The organism is Pseudomonas sp. AP19 (genome assembly GCF_001728855.1).
Lineage (GTDB): Bacteria > Pseudomonadota > Gammaproteobacteria > Pseudomonadales > Pseudomonadaceae > Aquipseudomonas > Aquipseudomonas fluorescens.
Window position 1 is genome coordinate 73,437 of record NZ_LXJP01000007.1, and the last position, 21,510, is coordinate 94,946.

Genomic DNA, 21,510 nt, shown 5'->3' on the forward strand with positions numbered 1-21,510 from the left:
GACACCGCGTGTATTTTTGCTCTCCCGGAACCTCTACTACAGTTGAGTTGACTTAACTATTCAGAGGCTTCGCGCATCCGCAGCAAAGCCTTCCGCGATGGCTGTGAAAATGCGAGGTGCAAAGGCATGAAAGGATTGAGATCGCTGTTGGCGGCGTCGCTGACGACCCTGGGGTTGTCGGTGGCCTCACTGCCGATATCGGCCGCACAGGCACCGGTGCATTTCGCCGACCTGAACTGGGAAAGCGGCAGCCTCATCACCGAGGTGCTGCGGTTTATCGTCGAGAAGGGCTATGACCTGCCCACCGACACCTTGCCCGGCACCACCATCACCCTGGAAACCGCCTTGGCGAAAAATGACATCCAGGTGATTGGCGAAGAGTGGGCCGGCCGCAGTCCGGTCTGGATCAAGGCGGAAGCCGAAGGCAAAGTGGTTGGCTTGGGCGATACGGTCAAGGGTGCCACCGAGGGGTGGTGGGTGCCGGAGTACGTGGTCAAGGGCGACCCCGCCAAAGGCCTGAAGCCGTTCGCGCCGGACCTCAAGACCGTGCAGGACCTGGCGCGTTACAAGGACGTGTTCAAGGACCCCGAGGCCCCTGGCAAAGGGCGCTTTCTGAACAGCCCGATCGGCTGGACGTCGGAAGTGGTGAACGCACAGAAACTCAAGGCTTACGGCCTGAACGACAGCTACGTGAACTTCCGCAGCGGCTCCGGTGCGGCACTCGATGCCGAGATTGCGTCGTCGATCCGTCGAGGCAAACCGGTATTGTTCTACTACTGGTCACCGACGCCCTTGATGGGGCGTTACAAATTGATCCAGTTGCAAGAGCCGCCGTTTGACGCCGATGCCTGGAAGACCCTCACCGACGCGGATAACCCCAATCCGAGGCCGACTCGGTCGCTGGCGTCCAAGTTGAGTATTGGTGTGTCGACGCCGTTCCAAAAAGACCACCCGCAGATTGCCGAGTTTTTTACCAAGGTTCAGTTCCCGATCGAGCCACTGAATAAATCGCTGGCATCGATGAGTGAGAACCACACGCCGCCACGGGATGTGGCTCAGGCATTTCTAAAAGAGCACCCTGAGGTGTGGAAGGCTTGGTTGACGGAAGACGTGGCGCAGAAAGTGCAGGCGAGCCTGAAGTAACCGATGGTCGTTGTTTGGAATGGAAATCCAAAGGTGGGAGCGGGCAAGTCCGCTCCCACCGTTCTAAGCGCAAAGCAGCGTTAGAACCTGGTTTGCACCGCGACCTCAAAGGTCCTTGGTGAGCCCAGGTAATACGCTGGCGACACATGCGCAAACTCGGCGTACACCTCATTCGTCAGGTTACGCACCCGCCCGGTTACTGACGTGTGCGAGTCGACTTTGTAGCGCAGGAACGTCCCAAACAGCGTGTAGGCCGGCACCGTTTGAGTGTTGGCATTGTCCGCAAACACCTCAGCGACATACCGCGCATCCACACCGCCTTGCCAATCCTCAGAAACGTCATAGGTCAGCCACAGGTTGCCCACGCGCTTGGGCACGTTGGTGGGGGTGTTGCCTTTGCGTGAGACCACCGCGCCGCTGGCGACTTTCTCGTTGAAGTCATCGTACTCGGCGTCCACCCAGGCAACGTTGCCCTCGGCCAGCAGCCTTGGCGTGATGCGCAATGAGCTGGCCAGCTCGATGCCCTTGGAGGTCTGGGCACCCACCGGGATGCTGTTGTTCGGGTCCAACGGGTTGGTGACGGCAAAATCCTTGCGTTCGATCTTGTAGGCCGCGACGGTGGCCGAGCCGCGACCGTCGAGGTAATCGAACTTGCTGCCCACTTCCCACTGCTTGCCGGTCGACACGTCGAAGACCTGGGTGGTGGTTGATGGCTGTTCAGCCGCCGTGCTGTATTGCACATACACATTGGCCGATGGAATGAACTGGTAGGTCAGGCCCACGCGGCCGGTTACCGGCTCCCAGCTGCGCTTGAAATGCCGTGGGTTGGTGGCGGTGATGCTGCGGTGATTGGTGACGTCCAGGTCGATAGCGTCGTAACGCAAACCCGTCAGCAGCGAGAGTTTATCGGTGAGGCCCAGACGGTTCTCCACGAACAGTGCCTGGGTGGTGACTTGGTTGGTTTTGTCTTTGACGAAGCCAGGCTTGGTGCCTGGGATAGCGTAGAAATGCCCAGGGTTGTAGTTGTTCGGGTCCACCGTGCTGTTACCCGGCACGTTCAGCGGGTTGTTGGTGGTGCTGTTGACTTTGTACTCAAAGCCGCCCGACCACGTTGTCGCAAGGCCGAAGAATGTGTCGTCATGGCGCAGCTCGAACTGGTTGCCGTTCTGCTCGCCCTGATGCCGGACTTGATAAGCGGTCGAGCGGTTCACCGCGCTATTGTCAGTGTTGTATTGGTAGGTTTCCAGGTTGCGGTAGTCGCGCTGGCTGTCGAGGTGATAAAGGGTGTTTTTCAGCGTGGTGCTGTCGTTGATCCGGTAGTCGATGATCGAGCGCGCCCAGAGGGTGCGCTGTTCGTAACGGCCATCGGCAACGTTGTAGTTGTTGAAGCGGTTGCGTTTGTCGATCTTCAACTCGCCGGCCTTGGGATTGAGCACCGGCGTGCCCCAATACGGGCTGTCTTCGTGTTCATCCTGGTATTCCAGGGCCAGGGTGTGGGACAGGTTGGGCGTAAGGTCGCTGAGCAGGGAAAACGCCAGGCTCCAGGCATCACGCTGGTCGCGGTCGATGTAGCTGTGGTTGGTGTTACGGCTGACGTCCAGGCGCGCGTAATGCTGCACCTCGGCACCCGGTTCGGTCAGCGCGTGATTGAGGCCAAAGGCCATGCCGGCGGTGTCGTAGCTGCCATACGTGAGCTGGCCTTCGGCGGCCTGTTCCTCACGGGTCGCCAGCTTCGTCACGTAGTTCAGCGAGCCGCCCACGGAGCCGGCGCCGTTGATCAAGGAGGAGGGGCCACCGACCAATTCCACCCGGTCGTAAACCCACGCATCGACCGGCCGCGCCAAGCCGGTGGCGACATTGATGCCGTTGAACATCTGGGTGATCTGGCTGCTGGTAAAGCCACGATACGACACAAACCCGCCGAACCCGGGCGGCGCACTGGCGTTGACGCCTGGCAACGTGTTGGCCGCATCGCGAAAGGTCTTGGCGCCATGGCGCTCGATATCACTGCGAGTGGCGATCGCCACCGACGCCGGGGTTTCCCGCACGCTTAAGCCCAGCCGCGAAGCCATGCCGCTGGATTGATCCAGGGCCAGCCCCGGCTCAGTGGATTGTTCGCCATCAATGGTGGTGGGGGCTAACTCCAGCGCCCAGCCACCGACAGGCAGGCAGCCGAACAGGCCCGCCAACAAGGGTAAATGTTTCATGGTTGAATCCTGAAAAACTTGGCTTGAAAACAACGCACAGCCGCCCGTATTCCCCAATGGGAACGGTGGCCGGTGCAGATCGGAAAGCGAAGGAATCAGGCGAACGCGGGCGGCGCGCGAGGGTTGGCCGTGGGCCAGGTGAAGCGGGCAGGGATGTCGGCGGCGAGAACCACGGCCGGTGGTGGCGCGTGAGGTTGTGGCAGCACCGCCACATTCAGGCTGGAACTCAGTGCCGGGCCCATGCCGCCGGTCGAACAAAGCGGGCAGCCGAACGCCTTGGACAGCGTCGGCAGGTTCTCATCCGTGGAGTTAGTCTGCGCCGGCGCCTGGGTGCGCGGGTCCACTGTACAGAACTGGCCACCGATGCCGTTGAGTTGCATCCCCAGCATCTGCCCGTGACCAATACTGCACGCGAACACATTGAACAGGACGCAGCAATAAAGCATCCAGGCAATGAGCGAGCGGTCGGTACGGGCGATTTTCATGGGGCGGCACTTTACCATCAGCCTCCGACGAAATGCCTACAAAAAATCTCAGGGCGACTATCCTCATGCGCACCTTTCAGGGAGAGCCAGTCATGAGCTTTGTCATCGCACGGTGGATCGTCGGGGTTTTTACCTGCATCAGCATGGTGCACCTGTACTGGGCCGCCGGTGGCAAACTCGGCAGCGTTGCGGCCATTCCCCAACTGCCCGGCGAATTCGCCCGCGGGCCAAGGCCAGCGTTCAAGCCCTCGGCACTCGGCACATTCCTCGTCGCGATGGGGTTGGTGGCGATTGCTTTGCTGGTCTGCCTGCGGGCCGGGCTGTATTTCTCACCGGTGTCCCATGGCGCACTGCAGTGGGGGATCAGCGCGATAGCCTTGGTCATGTTTGCCAGGGCGATTGGGGATTCGGAGTTGGTAGGGTTTTTCAAGAAGGTGGGTGGGTCCAGGTTTGCAAGGTTGGACACGTATTTTTATTCGCCGTTGTGTTTGGTGTTGGGGGTGGGGTTGTTGGTGGTGGCGTGGGGGTGAGTGGCCGAATGCCTGATCGTTCATCAAGCCAAGCGCTCATGGTTGAATAAAGTACAAGTTGGACATGGAACCCGGGATTTTCTTGGCCTTTCCTAATTTCAGATACTCGTTGAAGTCATGATCGAGAGACTCTTTGTTAGTGTATTAAGCGACCCAGCTCATTGCGCCAGCCAGAACGATCACCTCGACATCACGGCGGTCTATGCCTGCCGGGATAACCGCGCGAGTGCGACCTATCAGCAGCGATAAGTCGTCGATAAGGCAATTTAATGGCCCCTTTGTAAAAAAATTCTCGCCAGAATCACTTTTATTTTCAGGTGGTTAGGTGGGGATGCAAATGCGCACTGTTGGAATGATGCTGATCGCCTGCTCCCTGGCTGGCGGTGCGGCTGCTGTGCAGGCACGGGAACTGCGCGAGGGTGACAAGTACATGTGCAGTTGGGGCGCAGGCACCGCCGCCAGGGCTCAGGAACTCAAACTGTCGGGCGTGTCGCTGTATGCCGCGCGGCAGAAGATCCAGACCATCAAGTTCAGCAAGTCGTGGATGCGCATGATGGCGATGGGCATCACTGAACAGACGTATGACAGCCGTTCACGGCTTAAGCCGGAGGCGATTCGGCAGAGTTTTTATCAGGATTGCCTGCGTTACAAAGTGGCGCGCAAATGACCCACGGGCGATTTGCACTGGCCAGTGCAAAATCTGCGTAGACCTGTCCAACTTTGCCCTGGCGGGCCTCGCCATACTGGCGCCAGGTAAACCAAGAGGCACAGGCCATGACTGATTACGTATTCACCCCCGCGCCAACCCCATCCCTGGCCATCCAAGGCAGCGACGCGCGTTTCCCGTTGCGTCGCGTCTTCTGCGTGGGCCGCAACTACAGCGAGCACGCCCGTGAAATGGGGCATGACCCGGATCGCGAGCCGCCCTTTTTCTTCATGAAACCGGCGGACGCGGTGGTGCCGGCCGAAGGGGTGATTGCTTACCCGCCGTTGACCGCAGACCTGCACCACGAAGTCGAGCTGGTGGTGGCCATCGGCAAAGACGGGGTGGATATCCGCCCGGAACAGGCTTTTTCGCATATCTGGGGTTATGGCGTCGGTATTGACCTGACGCGCCGTGACCTGCAGGCCCAGGCGAAAACTCTCCCGCCCGTGGGAATGGGCCAAGGCTTTTGATGAGTCGGCGCCCTGTACTGCGTTGCAGCCGGTGAGTGCAGTAGGCCACCCGTCAAACGGCAAAATCTGGCTCAAGGTCAATGGTGAGCAGCGCCAGGTCGGCGACCTGGCCGATCAGATCTGGTCGGTCAGTGAAGTGATCAGCCACGCCTCGAAATCCGTGGCGCTCAAGGCCGGCGACCTGATCTTTACCGGCACCCCAGCGGGCGTCGGCGTGTTGCAGCCAGGGGATGGGGTCACCGCCGGCATCGACGGCGTGGGCGCGTTGAGTTTCACCCTCGGCCAAGGTTGAGGCTAAAGTGGTGCCCAGGCCACCCGAGAGACCGTTATGCCAGGCACCCGCGTTACCACCTATGGCATGGAACAACGCAGCGACCGCCCCGACTTCTATATCCGCGATAAACGCGGGCGGGCGGCGCTGACCAGCCCGCATCGGCATGAATACTTCCAGATCCAGATCAACCTGGGCGGCGACACCGTGCAACATATTGGTGGCGCGGTGCGGGCGTTTCCGCACAAAGCCGTGGCGTTTATCCTGCCCCATCGGTTGCATGTGATTCCCCACCCGCAAGACGGCGAGTTCATGCTGATCAACTTCAGCCAGGGGTTTTTCCTGCCGCAATTGACTTGCGATCCGTTGGACCTGGAGGACATCCCCATCGGCCAGGCGCCAGAGTTGTCGCCGTTTCGCTTCCAGGAACAACTGGATTTCATTCTCGACGACGCGGCCTTCGACGACGTGAAAACCTGGCTCGCCCATATGCGCACCCTGGACGCCCAGCGCACGTTCGGCGCGCGTGAGCGGCTAAAAGGCTATCTGTTCCAACTGATCGGCCTCGTCTGCGAACAGTACGCCGAACCCTTGCAGGCGTTGGCCGCCAACAACGCCACACAGCGCGGTCGCAAAAGACGCCCTGGCACGCCTGCAGGGCTATATCCGCGAGCACCTGCACGAGCCGACCCTCAACCTGACCGACGCCGCGGCGGCTGCGTTCCTGTCACCCAACTACCTCACCCATCTGCTGCGCAAGGAAACCGGCAAACCCTTTTCCCAGTGGGTGCTTGACCGTCGCATGCAGTTGGCGCGCACCCTATTGCTCAACAGCGCGCAAATGATCGGTGTGATCGCCGAGCGCTGTGGGTTTACTGATCAAGCGTATTTCTCCCGCTGTTTTCGTAAGGCCCACGGCGTGGCGCCGGGGCAGTTCCGTCGTCGCCAGCAGACAGATTCCTTGTAGTCGCGCGCTGTCTCTTACAAAACCACGACAATTTATAGGTTTCTATTTGCATACAATTGCGTGCTTGTGGGGAGGAGGCGCCTATGGAAACCCTTATACGGCTGGCGACGCTCGCGGATATCGACACCGTGTTTGCCATCCGCACCGCCGTGCGGCAAAACCACTTGAGTCATGAACAGCTGGCCGACCTGGGTATCACGCCGCAGGTATTGGCAGACAGCATCCGCGAAGCGCCGTGTATATGGGTCGCGCAAGTGAATGGCGTGCTCGCCGCTTTTTCCATGGTCGACCTGGCCGAAGGCGAGGTGTTCGCGATGTTTGTACTCCCAGCCTACGAGGGCCGTGGTTTGGGCCGCCGACTGATGGCGGTGGCTGAAGCCGCCTTGTTTGAGCGCCACGACAGCGTGTTTCTGGTCACGGATGGGCGTGATGAAATAAGGGCCAATGGGTTTTACCAGCGACTGGGTTGGTCGAAGGTGGGACAGGTCGACGGCGACGATGTGCGTTATGAAAAGAGCAGGGCGCCGCAAAACAATGAACCTACCTGAACCCGCTGCGGCCAACAGCTTTCGCTATTTTTCGATCGGCGTTCTGTGTGTCGCGGTGCTGCTCGGCATCTGTTTTATACGCTTTAACGCTCAGGTAGACCGTGATCGCCTAGAGGCAGCAGAGCGCCTGGCACTCTGCAAACATCTGGAAAACGTGGCTCGCGCGGCATCACCTGCACGCTTTGAGTCCCCCGAAGTCTGTAAGCAACTGAACAAGCGTTATTCCGAAAGTGTCGCGCCGTTATAGGCAATAACCCTATTTTAATAGCGGACTTACAGCCGCTAGTTAGTCGGGGTTATCACCGTCCATTGCACCAAAAAGTGGCACAACGAGTCTTGTGGACCCTGAAAATTGTGTGGTTATTGAATGACTTACGGCGTTTTTAATCCGACGAAAGGATTAAAATAATCTTGTTACAGGTTTATACAGTGGGTATTATTGCCGGGCGTTCACCTCCCACGGTTTATGCATTTTTAAATCCCAAGTTTCCATCAGCTACTTGGGATTTTTTTTGCCCGGCGTTTGACCTCGGTGTCAGTTTTCAATATCGGCAAACTCCGCACGCATCCGTCCATTGCGTTTGGCCTGGTACAGCAACTTGTCGACGGATTCAACAAACCCCAACATCGCGCTGTTCGACGTAACCACATGGGTGCCGACCCCCAGGCTCAGTGTCAGTAGTGGGGACACCGCTGAACATTCGTGTTCGATCTGCTGCTGGCGGATCAGGTGCAGGCAGCGTTGAGCCACCTGCCTGGCTGATGCCGCGTCGGTCTCCGGCAGCAACCACACAAACTCCTCGCCGCCGATACGTGCAATGAAATCCCGTGGCCGGTTGGCCGCCAGTAACAAGGTTCGGGCCACCTGGCGCAGGCATTCATCGCCCTTGATATGGCCGTAGTGGTCGTTGTACTGCTTGAAAAAATCTATATCGAGAATAATCAGCGACAACGGCAGTTGGCTTCGCTGCGCGCTGGCCCACTCCCGTTCGAGTACGGTGTCGAACATTCGGCGGTTGGCGATGCCGGTGAGGCCGTCCTGGAAGGAATACTCCTCCAGTTGTTTTTGCAGGCGGATCAGGTGTTCTTCGGTCTTCTTGCGCTCGCTGATATCGAACATAAAGCCAATCAGTGCCTGGACTTCATCGCCCTCGCGCACCACATGCACCACGTCGCGAATCCACACATAGTCACCGTTCACCGTGAGTGCGCGGTAGTCGGCTTCATGGTCCACGCCGGCGCGCGATTGCGACACGCAGAAATTCACCACGTATTCGCGGTCGTCCGGGTGCATGCGAGCTACCCAGTCATCCACGCTGACCCAACTTTGCGGGGTCCAGCCCAACAGCGCTTCGATCTGCGGGCCGATATAGCTGAAGGTCATGGTCTGCCAATCAATGCGCCAGGGGATCGCCCTGGTCGACTCCAGCAGCGTCTTGTACACGTCACTATCCGGCTGGTTCGGTGGGTTGATGCTCATGGCGGGCGGCTCAAGTGATGGCTAAATGCCAAGAGCGTCTTTTGAACCACGCCGTGAGTCAAGCCTTCGCCAAAGTGGCAGACGAGAGGTCGTGTGCTGGGTTTCTGGCGCCAGCGCACGCGCTTTTACAGGGCAAAATGCGGCACAGGTATCACTTTTGAATTAATTGCTCAGTAGCAGGCACAACCCTATCTATGCTGGTTGCATCACATCAACAGGGTAGAACCCAGGGACGGGGGGCTCAGCATGATTTCGATCATTGAACTCAACCGCATCATGGCCGTGGGCTTCCTGCCGCTGGCCTGTGATTGCAGCCTCAACAGCGACGGCTCGCTGCGTATCAGCGTGTTCGAACCGGCGTCCGGGCGTGTCGATTTGCTGCTCACCCGGGTGTCGCCCCAAGGCCTGGACAGTATCCGTTCCATCTCCAACCTTATTGGCGAACTGCGCACCGAGATCAAGGCCGGGCGCCGTGGCTTTGCGGCGGTGGGCTAGCCGTTGACGGTGCGGCTGGGCGTGGACACTGCGCCGTAGTAGCGCCAGCAGCAATGCCGGTGTTCCGGCAGGATCACGCAGCCGCTGAGACTCACGATCAACAGGGCGGCAGCCAGCTTATAAAGTCGACGGGACATGGTATTTCCTCATGGTGTGTGCGGCGTTACCGGTTGAACGCCGCCACCTGCGCACATCCGTCGCGGTGCTTGCACACATTTCATCAAACCTGCTCATCCCCTGCGCAATACTCCTCTGAGCCGCGGCCTCGAAAAAAAGCTGCGCGACGTGCGACGGATTTTCCGCCAGGCACCGTTCAACCCATCAGCAGCGAGCATTTTCGTTCGCCGTATGGAGGAGTTGCCATGAGAACACTGGCCCAATTGCGCTATGCCTTGTTGATCCCGTTGGCCTTTGCCGCGCTTGTCAGTACCCCGACCTTTGCCCAGACCGAAGTGATCATTCGCCAGGCGCCTCCGGCCGAGCGTGTGGAAGTGATCCCGGCCGAACGCCCGGGCTACGCGTGGGACCGTGGCCACTGGAAATGGCAACGCGGTGCCTATGCATGGGTGCCGGGCCATTGGCAGCCGGTGATGCGTAATGCCCGTTGGGAGCCTGGGCATTGGGAATCCCGTGGCCCGAACTGGTACTGGCGCGAAGGCCATTGGGTCCGCTGAAATTTGATCCTTAGCCTGCGGACCGAGAGCTGCCCGATTGAAAGACACTGATCCTGACGTTGAGCTACTGGCGCGTATCAGCAACAACGAGCCTGCTGCCGTCAACGAAATGGTGACGCGCAAGTTGCCGCGTTTGTTGGCACTCGCCAGCCGGATCCTGGGCGATGCCGACGAAGCCAAGGACGTCGCCCAGGAAAGTTTTTTGCGGATCTGGCGCCAGGCGGCCAACTGGCGCGCCGGTGAAGCGCGGTTTGACACCTGGCTGCACCGGGTGGCACTCAACCTGTGCCATGACCGTCTGCGCCGACGCAAGGAGCGCCCGCTGAATGAGGACGAGGCGTTGACGCTGGCGGACAGCGCACCGTCCCCGGATGAGCAGTTGGAAACCGCCGACCGCAGCGCCCGCATGGCCGCCGCCCTGGCGACCTTGCCCGAGCGCCAGCGCGAAGCCATTGTGCTGCAGTACTATCAGGAGCTGTCGAACATCGACGCCGCGGCTCTGATGAATATCAGCGTCGAGGCACTGGAGAGCCTGCTGTCGAGGGCCCGACGCCAGTTGCGCAGCCAACTTGCCGACACACCCGGGCTTGCCCGCCCAGGAAGGGGAACATCATGACACCCGAACGATTTGCGCACCTGGCTGATGCCTACGGGGCCAGCCTGCATCGCTGGCCCAGCGCTGAACAAGCCGCAGCTCAGGCGTTGCTCGACAGCGGTAACGCCAGCGCGCGCGCGGCGTTGTGCGCGGCGGGCTGGCTGGACAGGCAGATGGACAGCCATCAACTGGCCTGCGCGGATCCGGCGCTGGCTCGGCAGATTCGCCAATCCGCGCCGCGCCGCGCCTCTTTCTGGTCGCGCTATGCCAACTGGTTATCGCCCGCCGGCCTGGTCGGTGTGGGGATTGCCGGTATCGCCGCCGGGGTACTGGTGGCGTCGTTGAGCGGGCCATTGCCAATGCTGTCATCGGAAGTGCTGCCAAGTGTCTTCGATCAGGGTGATGCCGACGTCGTCTTCACTGTCAACGCCGAGGAAACCGAGCAATGAGCGTAAAGTCCCTTAAACCCTGGCTGGTCGTCTCGGTGTTGCTCAACGTGTTCCTGATCGGCGGTGTAGGTGGCGGCCTGTATCAGTGGATGGCGACGGCCAGGCCCGCCGAAGCGGTGGTCAACCAGCATGGCCTGCGCCAGGCGATGATCAAGTTGCCGGCAGAGCGCCGCAAGGAGTTGCGCCAGCTGCTGCGGCAAAACCGTGCTGACAGCCAGCCGCTGATCATGGCCGGTCGCGAAGCGCGGCTGGGTGTGATCAAGCAACTCGAAGCGCCGACACTGGACCGCGCGGTGCTGGTCGCCGAACTGGCCAAGGCGCGCGAGGCGGACGTGGCGCTCCGGGCGTTGGTGGATACCACCTTGGCGCAGTTCGCGAGCAACTTGCCCCAGGATGAACGGCAGAAACTGGTCGAGGCGCTGTACCAGCGCGGGCAGGGTAAAACCAAGGAGAAACTCCCCCAGGTCGCGGGGAATAGACCGCGTTCTTGATCTGTATGCAGGTGACGACCTGGCTCCTGAATCAGGCCCGGTCAGCGGTGGGAGCTGGCTTGCCTGCGATGCAGGCGACTCGGTCTTTGCGACCTAAGCGCACTGTCCACCTGCAACCTCGCCATACCCACTTGATGCAACACCGAAATCCCCAACATTCGTGACGTCCGGTGCAGGCCCGTGCGCACGACAATCAGCGGATTAAAGCGGTTGGATGGCCGAGGCAAGACGTACAGCCGCTGCCGCGTTCGTCAAATCCTTTGTCGAACGGCAGAAAACGGAGGGCGGGGTGAGGCGCGGCGTCAGAGGCGACGCACGAAGGATTTGACGATGTGCCGGGTGGCGTCGGTGGTGTCCAGTTCGTCCATGGCGCTGTACGCATGCCACCGGCAATCAATGATTTCGTTACATGGGCGCGCATCGGCAATGTTCACCACCGAGGCTTCGAACACATGATGCACCGTGTCGCGGGCTTTCAATTCCTGCAGGTACAGCAAGCCGTCCACATTCAGCCCGGTTTCTTCTTCCAACTCGCGTGCGGCTGCCCCGATCGGGCGCTCGTCACGCTCGACCTTGCCGCCCGGCAACGCCCATTTTGACCTGGCCTTGCGCACAAAGAGGATGCGCTCCTCATGTTTGCAAATAACGGTTGCGCGTATTTTCAAGGTCTACACCTCCTTCGCTGAATGCCTGTCATAAAAGTGTAATGCAATTGTCATGCTAATCGGCGGTGGCATAGTCGGGTGGTGATGTGGATACTTCCCCCTTGATGAAAACGGACGAGGACAACTGATGAATACCGTACGTTGGGGCATGATTGGCTGTGGCAGTGTCACTGAGTTAAAGAGTGGACCCGCTTTCTATAAACTGCCAGGTTCTGCGCTGGTGGCCGTGATGGGGCGCCGCGAAGCCGCTGTGCGCGATTATGCGGCGCGCCACGGTATTGCCCGTTTCTATACCGACGCCCAGGCACTGATCGACGACCCCGAAGTGGACGCGGTGTACATCGCCACGCCGCCCGACAGTCACCTTGAATACAGCCTGATGGTGGCTGCGGCAGGCAAGCATTGCTGCGTCGAGAAACCCATGGCCCTCAACGCCGAGCAAAGCGCGTTGATGCAGCGCACCTTCGAGCGCGCCGGGCTGCATTTGTTCGTGTCCTACTACCGCCGTTCGCTGCCACGTTTTCAGCAGGTGCGTGACTGGCTGCGGGATGGGCGCATCGGTGAGTTGCGCCATGTGACCTGGTCGCTGTGCAAGCCGCCGGCGCCCGCCGATGCCAGCGCCGAAAATTGGCGTACCGACCCGGCCATCGCCGGCGGCGGCTACTTTGCCGACCTCGCCAGCCACGGGTTTGACCTGTTCCAGTACCTGGCGGGCGATATTGTCGAAGTCACCGGTTTTACCGCCCGTCAGGTGGGGCAGTATGCGGCGGAGGACGCGGTGACGGCCTGCTGGACCTTCAGCTCGGGCGCGTTGGGCATGGGCTGCTGGAACTTCGTCGCCGATCGTCGCGAAGACCGCGTCGAACTGATCGGCAGCACGGGCCGCATCACCTTTGCGGTGTTCGAGGACGAGCCGTTGCGTCTTGAAGGTGAGGTAAACGAAGTGTTGGCAGTGCCTTGCCATGAGCATATCCAGTGGCATCACGTGCAGGCCATGAACGCGCACATTCGCGGGGACGCTGAGCATCCATCGGTGGCGATCGAGGCGCTGAAGACCGACCGCATTCTGGACAAAGTATTGCTACGCAATCCGCGCCGTCCTGATTGATTTTCCCAGGGCGGGCGTGGCTTCTGCGACTGTCGGTGGGCACGGGCCAGGGCCCACACTGGTCGCTTACGTTTTCAAGGAATGGATCGATGAACTACAAGGCAGCCTTTATGGCGCTGGGGTTGGTGCTGGCCAGTATGGCGACGCAAGCAGCACCACGGGAGCAACGGCCGGCGGGCGATTTTGATTTCTATGTGCTGTCGTTGTCATGGTCGCCGACGTTCTGCCTGACGCACCCGAGTAACGAGCAGTGCTCGGGCAAAGGCTACGGGTTTGTGCTGCATGGGCTGTGGCCGCAATACGCCAAAGGCGGCTGGCCAGCGTCGTGTGATGCGCAATCGCGGTTGTCGGCCGCTGAGTTGGCCAAAGGCGCGTTGATTTTCCCCACGCAGGCCTTGCTCAAGCATGAGTGGGCCAAGCACGGCACCTGCAGCGGGCTGGATGCGTCGCGCTATCTGGACGCGACCGACACGGCCTTGGCGGCCGTGCAGATCCCGCAGCAATTGCAGCCGTTCAACGTGCCCAATGACCTGGATGCGCAGGCGATTGAAAACCTGTTCCGCCAGAGCAACCCGGCCATGGGCAACCATGGCATGGCCGTCATCTGCAAGGGCAAGGTGCTGTCTGAAGTGCGCGTGTGCCTGAGCAAGGAACTGCGTTTTGCCGGCTGCCCCAGAAGCGTCAAGACCCAATGCAAGGGTGGCGACATTCGGATTCCGGTTCAGCGTTGATCATGGACCGGGGTGCAGGGCAATAGCGGCAGGCGCCGTGGCGCTCGACGCGCCGGCGCGGTCCGCCAGGTATCGTGCCGGCGGCTGGCCCACCGTTTTGCGGAACATCGTGATAAAGCCGCTGGCGTTCTCGTAACCCAGGTCCAGCGCGACCCGCTGCACACTTTCACCCCTGGCCAGGCGTTGCAGGGACAGGATCACATGCAACTGCCGGCGCCAGCGCCCGAAACTCAAGCCTAGCTCCTGCAACAGCAGCCGCGTCATGCTGCGTTCGCTCATGCCTATGCGCACCGCCCACTGGCCGAGCGTGGCTTTGTCTGCCGGGTCATCCAGCAGGCTGTCGGCCAGGCGCCGCAGCCGCAGGTCCCGGGGCATGGGCAGGTGCAGGGCTTCGACCGGGGCCTGCGCCAGTTCGTCCAGCAGTGTGCTGATCAGGCGCCCCTGCGCACTGTCTTCTTCGTACAAGTGCGGGAAGCTGACCGCTTTGCTGATCAGCTCATGCAACAGGCCGGACACCGCCAGCGTACAGCCCTGAGCGGGCAGGGCGCTGGCGGCCTGCGGATCGATCAACAGGCAATACACTTCCGCCTCGCCGGAGCCCCGTGCGGCATGCGACAGGCCACCGGGAATCCACAGCGCGCACTGCGGCGGCACGATCCAGATACCGGCCTCGATCTGGCAATGAATGACCCCGCGCAGCGTGTAGATCAACTGGCCCTTGCGATGAGCGTGGGGGGCGTTCTCCCAGCGCTTGGACGTGCTCGTAGCGCCCACCGCCACCACCGCGCGCGGGATCACGTCGGCGTCTCTGGCCCTTGACGGGTCGTGCTGATCAAGGCGATGGCGGTGCATGACGGGTCAACTGCTTGGCTGAATTGCGAAATATATTGGCTATTTTATGCAATGCCGTCCAGCAACATGAACCCTATAGTGAGATCTACTCTCATTTAGGAACTCTGCCATGCGCCTCGACAGTTCGACGTTCCCCGTGGTGAAAATCGTGTTTGACGCCCCCAACGAAGGCGGCCCGGCTGACGCGTTCGTGATGTTTGAACGCCTGCTGGCGCGCGAGCAAGCGTTCGTACTGCTGCACGAAAAAGCCGTCGACGAAAGCAACCACGAACACTCCCACGAAGAGCGCAAACACGCCTCGCTCTGGATGAAGAAAAACAAACAGGCACTGCGCACCTATGTCAAAGGCATGATCCAGGTCGAGCCGAGCGCGGCCAAGCGCCTGGCGCTCAAGCCGTTCGCCGTTACGTTCGGCAAGGCCTGGGGCTACCCGTTACTGGTGGTGGAGTCCAGGGACCGCGCATGGGCGCTGGCGCGGGATGTGCTGGATGAACAGGTGTCGGATGTGGCGCATTTCTAAACGGCACCGCCCACATGGATTACAGGGCGTGCATCAGTCCATGCCAATCGTCCGGCCCAACGGGCCGTTCTCGACCATTGCCGAGCAGCCGAAGTGGCGCTTATCCACCTGGCGTAGCAGCAGGGGCGGCGCGTGGTTTACCTCGTGATATTCGAGCGGGTGGTAGAGATAGAGTGGGGCTTTCGGGCGCATTGAAGTATCCTCCGCGCCCCGCTATCACTGATTCAAAGAAACATGACCGGACAAGACATGCAGGCCCTGCTCGAGTCGATCCTCGACGAAGTTCGTTCACTGATCGGCCAGGGTAAAGTCGCCGACTACATTCCCGCGCTGGCCGATGTGCCCGCCAATCAACTCGGTATTGCCGTATATGGCAACGACGGCTCGGCCTATTGCGCCGGTGATGCCGACACCCTGTTCTCGGTGCAGAGTATCTCCAAGGTGTTCAGCCTGGTGCAGGCCATCGACCATGGCGGCGAAAGCATCTGGGAACGCCTGGGCCACGAGCCTTCCGGGCAACCGTTCAACTCCATGGTGCAGTTGGAATTCGAGCGCGGCCGCCCGCGCAATCCGTTTATCAACGCCGGTGCCTTGGTGATCTGCGATATCAACCAGTCGCGCTTTGCCGTGCCGATCCTGTCGATGCGTGATTTTGTGCGGCGCCTGTCGGGTAACCCGCAGATTCTGGTCAACAGCGTCGTCGCCGAATCCGAAGCCCAGCACGGCGCGCGCAATGCGGCCATGGCTTACCTGATGAAGTCCTTCGGCAACTTCCACAACGACGTGGACGCGGTGCTGCACAGTTACTTCAACTACTGCGCGTTGCAGATGAGCTGCCTGGATTTGGCCAAGGCATTCAGCTTCCTCGCCAACGAGGGCGCGAGCGCCCACAGCGGCGAGCAGATCTTGACCGCGCGCCAGACCAAACAGGTCAACTCGATCATGGCCACCAGCGGGCTGTATGACGAGGCGGGCAATTTTGCTTACCGCGTCGGTTTGCCGGGCAAGAGTGGCGTCGGCGGTGGGATTGTCGCGGTGGTGCCAGGGCAGTTTACCGTGTGCGTGTGGTCGCCGGAGCTGAATGCGGCGGGGAACTCGCTGGCGGGGATGAAGGCGTTGGAGTTGTTGAGTGAGCGGATTGGGTGGTCGGTGTTTTGATGGCTGGGGGATTTACGGCGGGGCCGTAGATCCCCATTGATACCTAAGCGTTGCGCGGCTTCACGAACAGATCGAGCATCAGGAACACTGCGCCGGCAGTGATCGCAATATCGGCAATATTGAACACGCCAGTGTGCGTCGGCCCGACGTTCAACACCATGTAATCCACCACCTGCCCGTCCCGAAATACCCGGTCGATCAAGTTGGCGATACCGCCCAAGGCGATCGCGTAAAGCGGCAAGACCTTGCGCAGCGGCTGGCTCCAATTGGACAGCGACCACCCCAGTGCCCACGCAACCACGATGGCCACGCCGACGATAAAAATCAGTTGTTTGACCTGCGGCGGCAACGCCGCGCCCAGGCTGAGGAATGCTCCGGGGTTCAGGCTCAGTTCCAGCGCCAGGTTGATCGGGTTAGGGCCGATTTTAAAACTGCTGGCTTGCAGTGAAACCAGGGCCAGCAGTTTGACCAACTGGTCGACGGCGATAAAGGCAATGCCGGCGAGGAGGGCAAAGGTGCGGCCTCGCAATAGGGGCGACGTGCTCAAGCGGTAACTTCCTGTTCCGGGTCTGTCGATAGAGCGCCCGAAGATAGCTCAGGCGCTCTATCTCGTCCATCTCAGGCCGTCGGGTGGGCGACGTTCAGTGCTTTGTCGACCAGCAGTTGTACGCCTTCGAGCATCCGGCAGATGCCCAGCGCGACATTGCGTTGGGAGCCGTCGATTTCGAAAGCCAGGTGGTTGGCGATGTCGCTGATGGATGCCAGGTCCTGCGATGCGTTGACCAGCAGGGTTTCGGTGCCCAGGTCGGCGCGCACGGTGAAGAGGCCTTCACTCGGTTCTGGGAGGGGTTTGCCGGGGTTGAGGTAGTGGTTGATCGCACGGTAGGCCACTGCGTGCAGGGTGCTGGTATCGTAGTCTTGCTGGTCGGGGGGATTTGGGCTGTCTTTGATCATGGTGAAGCTCCTTTGTAAATGGAGCTGCCACGATTCGCGGTCATACGAAATAGGGTGGCAGCTGTACGCGGGTTGACCGACCGGCCAAAGGAACAAAACCGGCATACCCGAAGGTATCCCGCGTAAAGCTGCCGCGACACGATACAACAGACGTAAAAAAAACGCCCAAGATCGGTGTTGGCGCATTTGTTCTTTTGAAGTCGGACGGTCAAATCCGGTCGCTGAATTGGCAGCGACGACGAGAGGTTAGTCAGCGCACTTCCGACCGACAACCTGAAACCCCTGTGGGAAATATCCGAGAGCATCTGGCGTCGAACGATTTTGCGATCGGGTTAAACCACACCCACTCAAGGAAAATACCGACCATGCCCAAACCGCCGAATGATGTCGTCCAAACCGCAGCCAAGAGGGTGTTGCAGCGGCTCATCGCGAGCATCACGCCCGACTCGACAGAAAGCTCCATCGCCCGCAATGCCGCACAGTTACTCACCGAAGCCGGCTACCCGGACACGTGGTATTACGACTGCCCGGCCTTTGTATTGCTCGGTTCGCGCAGCCTGCTTTCCGTGTCTGGCCGTGACTATCGGCCTGCAGAGGAACCGGTGGGAACCCACAACCTGATAACGGTGGACCTGAGCCCAAGGTCCGGCAGCCTTTGGGGCGATTGTGCTCGGTCGTTTTACATGGAAGAGGGCGTTTGCCGGGCGGTGCCGATCGGTGTTGAATTCAGCCGTGGCCATGCGACCGAGCGCGAATTGCATGAGCGCATGCGGCGGTTTGTGAGGCCTGAAACCACCTTCAATGCGCTGTATGAATTTGCCAATGATTTGATCGAGACGGCCGGTTTCGAGAACCTGGATTTTGCCGCCAATGTGGGCCACAGCCTCTGCGAGCGGCGTGATCAGCGGCTTTACATTGAAGCGGGCAATCACCGGCGTCTTGATGAGGTGGCGTGTTTTACCTTCGAGCCGCATGTCCGCGAACGGGGCGGGCGGTGGGGTTACAAGCACGAGAATATCTATTTCTTTGATAGCGAGGGGCAGGCCCGGGAGCTATGAGCCAGGCGCAAACCAGCGTATCCAGCCCGCCCATAACAACATGAACACGCCAACGTACAGCAGCACGGCGTACACCGGCCGTACGCGGCGGATGCGCTCTTGCAGTGCGCCGAGGGCGCAGAGTGCGATGAGCAGCACGAACACCCAGCGGGGCAGGTGGGCGGTGATGCCTAAGCGGTTGCGTGCGCGTGGCTTGATCGGCGAAGTGTTGCGGTTTGCGGTTTTTTTTCGGCTCATGGACGAGTCCTTTCGCTCATGATGAATGTGTAAGCCAATCGATGATTGACCTCTCGACCGGCTAAGCTAGCGCAGTTAGTGGATTGAGTAACCTGTGAGAATTGACAGTTCTTTAGAGTTTTTTTGCCCTCAGCATTATGACGGTCCCGGAGTGGCACGATCAGTGAATTGATTGAGCATGGGCTGATTACTTCAGGTGATACCGTCGCGCGGGTGTTGCCCGCGATGACTGCGCAACTGAGTAGCTCGGGGTTGCGCGATGAAGCGCTGAGAATGGTATACGCCTCTAATTATCGCGCGTTCCGTCGACGGCGTTCGTTATTACTGCTGAACCTTCAGCGTCAGGTTGGCCTCAGTGAGTTGCCTTGGGTTGCCGTCATTGAAGGTGACCGCCAGTCCGGCGCTGTGGTGGCGGGAGCAGCCAAACAAGCGCTGGTTGAGTCGTCGGCGTTGACGCTTTCTGCCTTCCCCTACGCCATCCTGCCTAACAAACTTCTCCAGGAGTTTTCAGCACTGGCGGACACTGCGGAACTGGACCTGCCCTTTGTGGAGGAGGTCGCTGCAGATATCTTCATGGGTAAGTTTTCCGATAAGTTTGCCGATGCTGCCAGGCGAGCAGGCCGGGTGCTGGCAGGCTCTCTTTACACACGTTACTACGACATTAATACCGATGAACTGGCGAGCCTTCATACCAGAGGGCGACGACGTGCGCGAGTGGCAAGCGATGCCTTTGCGACCTTGTGTGCAAAGCGTGCAGGGGTTGAGTTGGGTACGTGGCACCCGGCAACCAACGGCACCATTCTTGAGCAACAGCAGATTTTAACCACGCAGAATCTCGCGTTACTGTTTGAAGAGCTTGGGTTGAAAGTTTTGCTGCAATCTAGATTAGGCGTCATGGTGCGGGTGTGTTTTGAGTGGATCTGCAAACGGCAGCAGGTGCGGATTGAGCACTATCATGCTCGGTTGATAATGCTCAAGAATACCGCCTATGCCTGGCGTCAGATGGTGTTCTATCTGGCGATGCTTGATGAGGGTGAGCGCAGGGATGCCATGGCGTCAGTCGAGGCTTGTTTCGCCACACAGCCAGTGGCTTTTCGAGAGACATTCCTGCCGGTGATGAGTGGCTTGCGCAAGGTTTGCGCCGGCGAAGTGTTGCATCAGCACGATGCAACTGAGGACGGCGCGAAGGTCTTTTTGGGATGGACTGTTACGCGGCACTGGTTGCTGGCGCCGCAGGATGTCATTTCAAGCCGGACGGTTGAGCAGCAGTGATGCGAGAGCCCCAAATGTGGGAGCGGGCTTGCTCGCGAATGCAGGGTGTCAGTAAACGTATTCGGTATTGATACACCGCTTTCGCGAGCAAGCCCGCTCCCACATTTGGATCGCCATTGTTCTGACGACTCTCATGTGCCCAAACAAAAAATGCGCCCCGTGGGGCGCATTTTTTTGTTCAGTCAGCGATCGCCTATCAGGCAATTGCATCCCAGGCACGGTCACCGTTCTCGTCTTTAATCCGAGTCGGCAAGCCCATCACGTCCAGCGCCTTGAGGAACGGCTCAGCCGGCAGCTCCTCGACGTTGGCCATGTGTTTAACGTCCCACTCGCCACGCGCGACCAGCAGCGCTGCGGCGACCGGTGGCACGCCGGCGGTGTAGGAGATGCCCTGGCTGTCGGTTTCAGCGAAGGCTTCTTCATGGCACGCCACGTTGTAGATGAACATCTCACGCGGCTGGCCGTCCTTGGTGCCTTTGACCAGGTCGCCGATGCAGGTCTTGCCGGTGTAGCCAGGGGCGAGCGAAGACGGGTCGGGCAGCACGGCCTTGACCACTTTCAACGGCACCACTTCCAGGCCTTCGGCGGTTGTGACCGGCTGTTCGGAGAGCAGGCCGAGGTTTTTCAGTACGGTGAACACGTTGATGTAGTGTTCGCCGAAGCTCATCCAGAAACGCACGTTGGGCACGTCGAGGTTTTTCGACAGCGAGTGCACTTCATCGTGGCCGGTCAGGTACAGGTTTTGCGAGCCGACCACCGGCAGGTCATCGGTGCGTTTGACTTCGAACATGGTGTTGCTGGTCCACTGGCTGTTCTGCCAGCTCCACACCTGCCCGGTGAACTCGCGGAAGTTGATTTCCGGGTCGAAGTTGGTGGCGAAATATTTGCCATGGGAGCCGGCATTGACGTCGAGAATGTCGATCGAATCAATGCGGTCAAAATGCTGTTGCTGCGCCAGCGCGGCATACGCGTTGACGACACCTGGGTCGAAGCCCACGCCAAGGATGGCGGTGATGTTCTTCTGTTTGCACTCTTCCAGGTGGTTCCACTCATAGTTGCCGTACCACGGCGGGGTCTCGCAGACCTTGCCCGGCTCTTCGTGAATGGCGGTGTCGAGGTACGCAACGCCCGTATCGATGCAGGCGCGCAGCACCGACATGTTGAGGAACGCGGAACCTACGTTGATGACGATCTGCGAGTCGGTCTCGCGGATCAGGGCCTTGGTCGCTTCCACGTCCAGGGCGTTCAGCGCGAAGGCTTGGATCTGGGCGGGAACCTTGAGGCTACCCTTGGCCTTGACGCTGTCGATGATGGCCTGGCATTTGGAGATGTTGCGCGACGCGATAGCAATACGACCGAGTTCGTCGTTGTGCTGCGCGCACTTGTGGGCCACCACCTTGGCGACACCTCCTGCACCAATGATAAGAACGTTCTTTTTCAATTG

At 59.9% G+C, this 21,510-nt stretch carries 27 protein-coding genes and 2 pseudogenes; 18 read left to right on the forward strand and 11 right to left on the reverse strand.

The genetic code is table 11. The annotated features are described in order from the left end of the window. Positions 1-126 precede the first annotated feature (126 nt). The gene (locus A7D21_RS07920; RefSeq protein WP_069551411.1) at positions 127-1,143 is read left to right on the forward strand and encodes an ABC transporter substrate-binding protein; all 1,017 of its coding nucleotides are present in this window, start codon (positions 127-129) and stop codon (positions 1,141-1,143) included. A gap of 80 nt (positions 1,144-1,223) precedes the next feature. Here the strand turns inward: A7D21_RS07920 and A7D21_RS07925 are convergent, their stop codons facing one another. After that, the gene (locus A7D21_RS07925; protein ID WP_069551412.1) at positions 1,224-3,350 is read right to left on the reverse strand and encodes a TonB-dependent siderophore receptor; all 2,127 of its coding nucleotides are present in this window, start codon (positions 3,348-3,350) and stop codon (positions 1,224-1,226) included. A 95-nt stretch (positions 3,351-3,445) separates the two neighbouring features. Beyond that, complete coding sequence (locus A7D21_RS07930) at positions 3,446-3,835, reverse strand: DUF2946 domain-containing protein (protein WP_069551413.1); 390 nt, start codon at positions 3,833-3,835, stop codon at positions 3,446-3,448. 92 nt (positions 3,836-3,927) lie between these two features. Between A7D21_RS07930 and A7D21_RS07935 the strand changes: the two genes are divergently transcribed. The 6 genes and pseudogenes from A7D21_RS07935 to A7D21_RS34250 all read left to right on the forward strand — a co-directional run bounded on the left by A7D21_RS07935 (position 3,928) and on the right by A7D21_RS34250 (position 7,574). Beyond that, positions 3,928-4,365 (forward strand): DUF3995 domain-containing protein, encoded by a 438-nt coding sequence (locus A7D21_RS07935; RefSeq protein ID WP_053256449.1) that lies wholly within the window; start codon positions 3,928-3,930, stop codon positions 4,363-4,365. 337 nt (positions 4,366-4,702) lie between these two features. After that, a complete protein-coding gene (locus A7D21_RS07940) occupies positions 4,703-5,032 on the forward strand; it encodes a hypothetical protein (protein WP_053256540.1) in 330 nt (109 codons plus the stop codon). A gap of 107 nt (positions 5,033-5,139) precedes the next feature. Beyond that, positions 5,140-5,833 (forward strand): annotated as a pseudogene (locus tag A7D21_RS07945) (fumarylacetoacetate hydrolase family protein). A gap of 36 nt (positions 5,834-5,869) precedes the next feature. Further along, positions 5,870-6,779: pseudogene (locus A7D21_RS07950) on the forward strand (helix-turn-helix transcriptional regulator). 83 nt (positions 6,780-6,862) lie between these two features. After that, positions 6,863-7,327, forward strand: coding sequence for a GNAT family N-acetyltransferase (locus tag A7D21_RS07955; protein WP_053256446.1), 465 nt, complete (start codon positions 6,863-6,865; stop codon positions 7,325-7,327). Continuing rightward, entirely contained in the window at positions 7,314-7,574 is a 261-nt protein-coding gene (locus A7D21_RS34250) for a hypothetical protein (protein ID WP_083272169.1), read from the forward strand. The genes A7D21_RS07955 and A7D21_RS34250 overlap by 14 nt, the downstream gene beginning before the upstream one ends. A 288-nt stretch (positions 7,575-7,862) precedes the next feature. Here the strand turns inward: A7D21_RS34250 and A7D21_RS07960 are convergent, their stop codons facing one another. Beyond that, on the reverse strand, positions 7,863-8,807 hold the full coding sequence (locus tag A7D21_RS07960) for a sensor domain-containing diguanylate cyclase (RefSeq protein ID WP_069551414.1): 945 nt from the start codon (positions 8,805-8,807) through the stop codon (positions 7,863-7,865). A gap of 246 nt (positions 8,808-9,053) precedes the next feature. Here A7D21_RS07960 and A7D21_RS07965 point away from each other — a divergent pair, with 246 nt between their 5' ends. Then, positions 9,054-9,302, forward strand: a complete 249-nt coding sequence (locus tag A7D21_RS07965; protein ID WP_053256444.1) for a DUF1652 domain-containing protein — start codon at positions 9,054-9,056, stop codon at positions 9,300-9,302. On the opposite strand, the gene A7D21_RS35750 is transcribed toward A7D21_RS07965, so the two are convergent. Then, positions 9,299-9,439, reverse strand: a complete 141-nt coding sequence (locus tag A7D21_RS35750) for a hypothetical protein (protein ID WP_167422758.1) — start codon at positions 9,437-9,439, stop codon at positions 9,299-9,301. The two genes, A7D21_RS07965 and A7D21_RS35750, sit on opposite strands and share 4 nt — an antisense overlap. 225 nt (positions 9,440-9,664) lie before the next feature. Here A7D21_RS35750 and A7D21_RS07970 point away from each other — a divergent pair, with 225 nt between their 5' ends. The 4 genes from A7D21_RS07970 to A7D21_RS07985 are packed head-to-tail and all read left to right on the forward strand — an operon-like array spanning position 9,665 to position 11,511. Further along, the gene (locus A7D21_RS07970) at positions 9,665-9,976 is read left to right on the forward strand and encodes a YXWGXW repeat-containing protein (RefSeq protein WP_053256443.1); all 312 of its coding nucleotides are present in this window, start codon (positions 9,665-9,667) and stop codon (positions 9,974-9,976) included. Between the two features lie 37 nt (positions 9,977-10,013). Continuing rightward, entirely contained in the window at positions 10,014-10,592 is a 579-nt protein-coding gene (locus A7D21_RS07975; RefSeq protein WP_053256442.1) for an RNA polymerase sigma factor, read from the forward strand. After that, positions 10,589-11,020 (forward strand): hypothetical protein, encoded by a 432-nt coding sequence (locus A7D21_RS07980; protein WP_053256441.1) that lies wholly within the window; start codon positions 10,589-10,591, stop codon positions 11,018-11,020. The genes A7D21_RS07975 and A7D21_RS07980 overlap by 4 nt, the downstream gene beginning before the upstream one ends. Continuing rightward, on the forward strand, positions 11,017-11,511 hold the full coding sequence (locus tag A7D21_RS07985; protein WP_053256440.1) for a periplasmic heavy metal sensor: 495 nt from the start codon (positions 11,017-11,019) through the stop codon (positions 11,509-11,511). The genes A7D21_RS07980 and A7D21_RS07985 overlap by 4 nt, the downstream gene beginning before the upstream one ends. A 302-nt stretch (positions 11,512-11,813) precedes the next feature. Here A7D21_RS07985 and A7D21_RS07990 read toward each other — a convergent pair whose 3' ends face one another. Beyond that, entirely contained in the window at positions 11,814-12,176 is a 363-nt protein-coding gene (locus A7D21_RS07990; protein ID WP_069551415.1) for an NUDIX hydrolase, read from the reverse strand. Positions 12,177-12,303: 127 nt separating this feature from the next. On the opposite strand from A7D21_RS07990, the gene A7D21_RS07995 reads away from it, so the two are divergent. Both A7D21_RS07995 and A7D21_RS08000 read left to right on the forward strand, forming a co-directional pair. Next, positions 12,304-13,284: a Gfo/Idh/MocA family protein gene (locus A7D21_RS07995; protein WP_053256438.1), complete on the forward strand. Its 981-nt coding sequence runs from the start codon at positions 12,304-12,306 to the stop codon at positions 13,282-13,284. An 89-nt stretch (positions 13,285-13,373) separates the two neighbouring features. Continuing rightward, entirely contained in the window at positions 13,374-14,015 is a 642-nt protein-coding gene (locus A7D21_RS08000) for a ribonuclease T2 (RefSeq protein WP_053256437.1), read from the forward strand. Here A7D21_RS08000 and A7D21_RS08005 read toward each other — a convergent pair whose 3' ends face one another. Beyond that, entirely contained in the window at positions 14,016-14,867 is an 852-nt protein-coding gene (locus tag A7D21_RS08005) for a helix-turn-helix domain-containing protein (RefSeq protein ID WP_053256436.1), read from the reverse strand. 109 nt (positions 14,868-14,976) lie between these two features. Here A7D21_RS08005 and A7D21_RS08010 point away from each other — a divergent pair, with 109 nt between their 5' ends. Further along, the gene (locus A7D21_RS08010) at positions 14,977-15,387 is read left to right on the forward strand and encodes a hypothetical protein (protein WP_053256435.1); all 411 of its coding nucleotides are present in this window, start codon (positions 14,977-14,979) and stop codon (positions 15,385-15,387) included. Positions 15,388-15,420: 33 nt separating this feature from the next. Here the strand turns inward: A7D21_RS08010 and A7D21_RS35755 are convergent, their stop codons facing one another. Next, on the reverse strand, positions 15,421-15,579 hold the full coding sequence (locus A7D21_RS35755) for a hypothetical protein (protein WP_155512287.1): 159 nt from the start codon (positions 15,577-15,579) through the stop codon (positions 15,421-15,423). Between the two features lie 57 nt (positions 15,580-15,636). Between A7D21_RS35755 and glsB the strand changes: the two genes are divergently transcribed. Next, on the forward strand, positions 15,637-16,545 hold the full coding sequence (gene glsB / locus A7D21_RS08015) for a glutaminase B (RefSeq protein WP_069551416.1): 909 nt from the start codon (positions 15,637-15,639) through the stop codon (positions 16,543-16,545). A 43-nt stretch (positions 16,546-16,588) separates the two neighbouring features. Here glsB and A7D21_RS08020 read toward each other — a convergent pair whose 3' ends face one another. Both A7D21_RS08020 and A7D21_RS08025 read right to left on the reverse strand, forming a co-directional pair. Continuing rightward, positions 16,589-17,092 carry a signal peptidase II gene (locus A7D21_RS08020; protein ID WP_053256433.1) on the reverse strand — a complete coding sequence of 168 codons (504 nt, stop codon included), beginning with the start codon at positions 17,090-17,092 and terminating at the stop codon, positions 16,589-16,591. Positions 17,093-17,163: 71 nt separating this feature from the next. Further along, a complete protein-coding gene (locus tag A7D21_RS08025; RefSeq protein ID WP_053256432.1) occupies positions 17,164-17,499 on the reverse strand; it encodes a DUF6124 family protein in 336 nt (111 codons plus the stop codon). A 365-nt stretch (positions 17,500-17,864) separates the two neighbouring features. Here A7D21_RS08025 and A7D21_RS34255 point away from each other — a divergent pair, with 365 nt between their 5' ends. Further along, on the forward strand, positions 17,865-18,557 hold the full coding sequence (locus A7D21_RS34255) for a M24 family metallopeptidase (RefSeq protein WP_053256431.1): 693 nt from the start codon (positions 17,865-17,867) through the stop codon (positions 18,555-18,557). Here A7D21_RS34255 and A7D21_RS08035 read toward each other — a convergent pair. Further along, positions 18,552-18,794 (reverse strand): hypothetical protein, encoded by a 243-nt coding sequence (locus A7D21_RS08035; protein WP_053256430.1) that lies wholly within the window; start codon positions 18,792-18,794, stop codon positions 18,552-18,554. The genes A7D21_RS34255 and A7D21_RS08035 overlap by 6 nt on opposite strands. Before the next feature lie 225 nt (positions 18,795-19,019). On the opposite strand from A7D21_RS08035, the gene A7D21_RS08040 reads away from it, so the two are divergent. Continuing rightward, positions 19,020-20,066 (forward strand): hypothetical protein, encoded by a 1,047-nt coding sequence (locus tag A7D21_RS08040; protein WP_069551417.1) that lies wholly within the window; start codon positions 19,020-19,022, stop codon positions 20,064-20,066. A 196-nt stretch (positions 20,067-20,262) separates the two neighbouring features. On the opposite strand, the gene A7D21_RS08045 is transcribed toward A7D21_RS08040, so the two are convergent. Then, entirely contained in the window at positions 20,263-21,507 is a 1,245-nt protein-coding gene (locus A7D21_RS08045) for a saccharopine dehydrogenase family protein (RefSeq protein ID WP_053256428.1), read from the reverse strand. Positions 21,508-21,510: the final 3 nt, after the last annotated feature.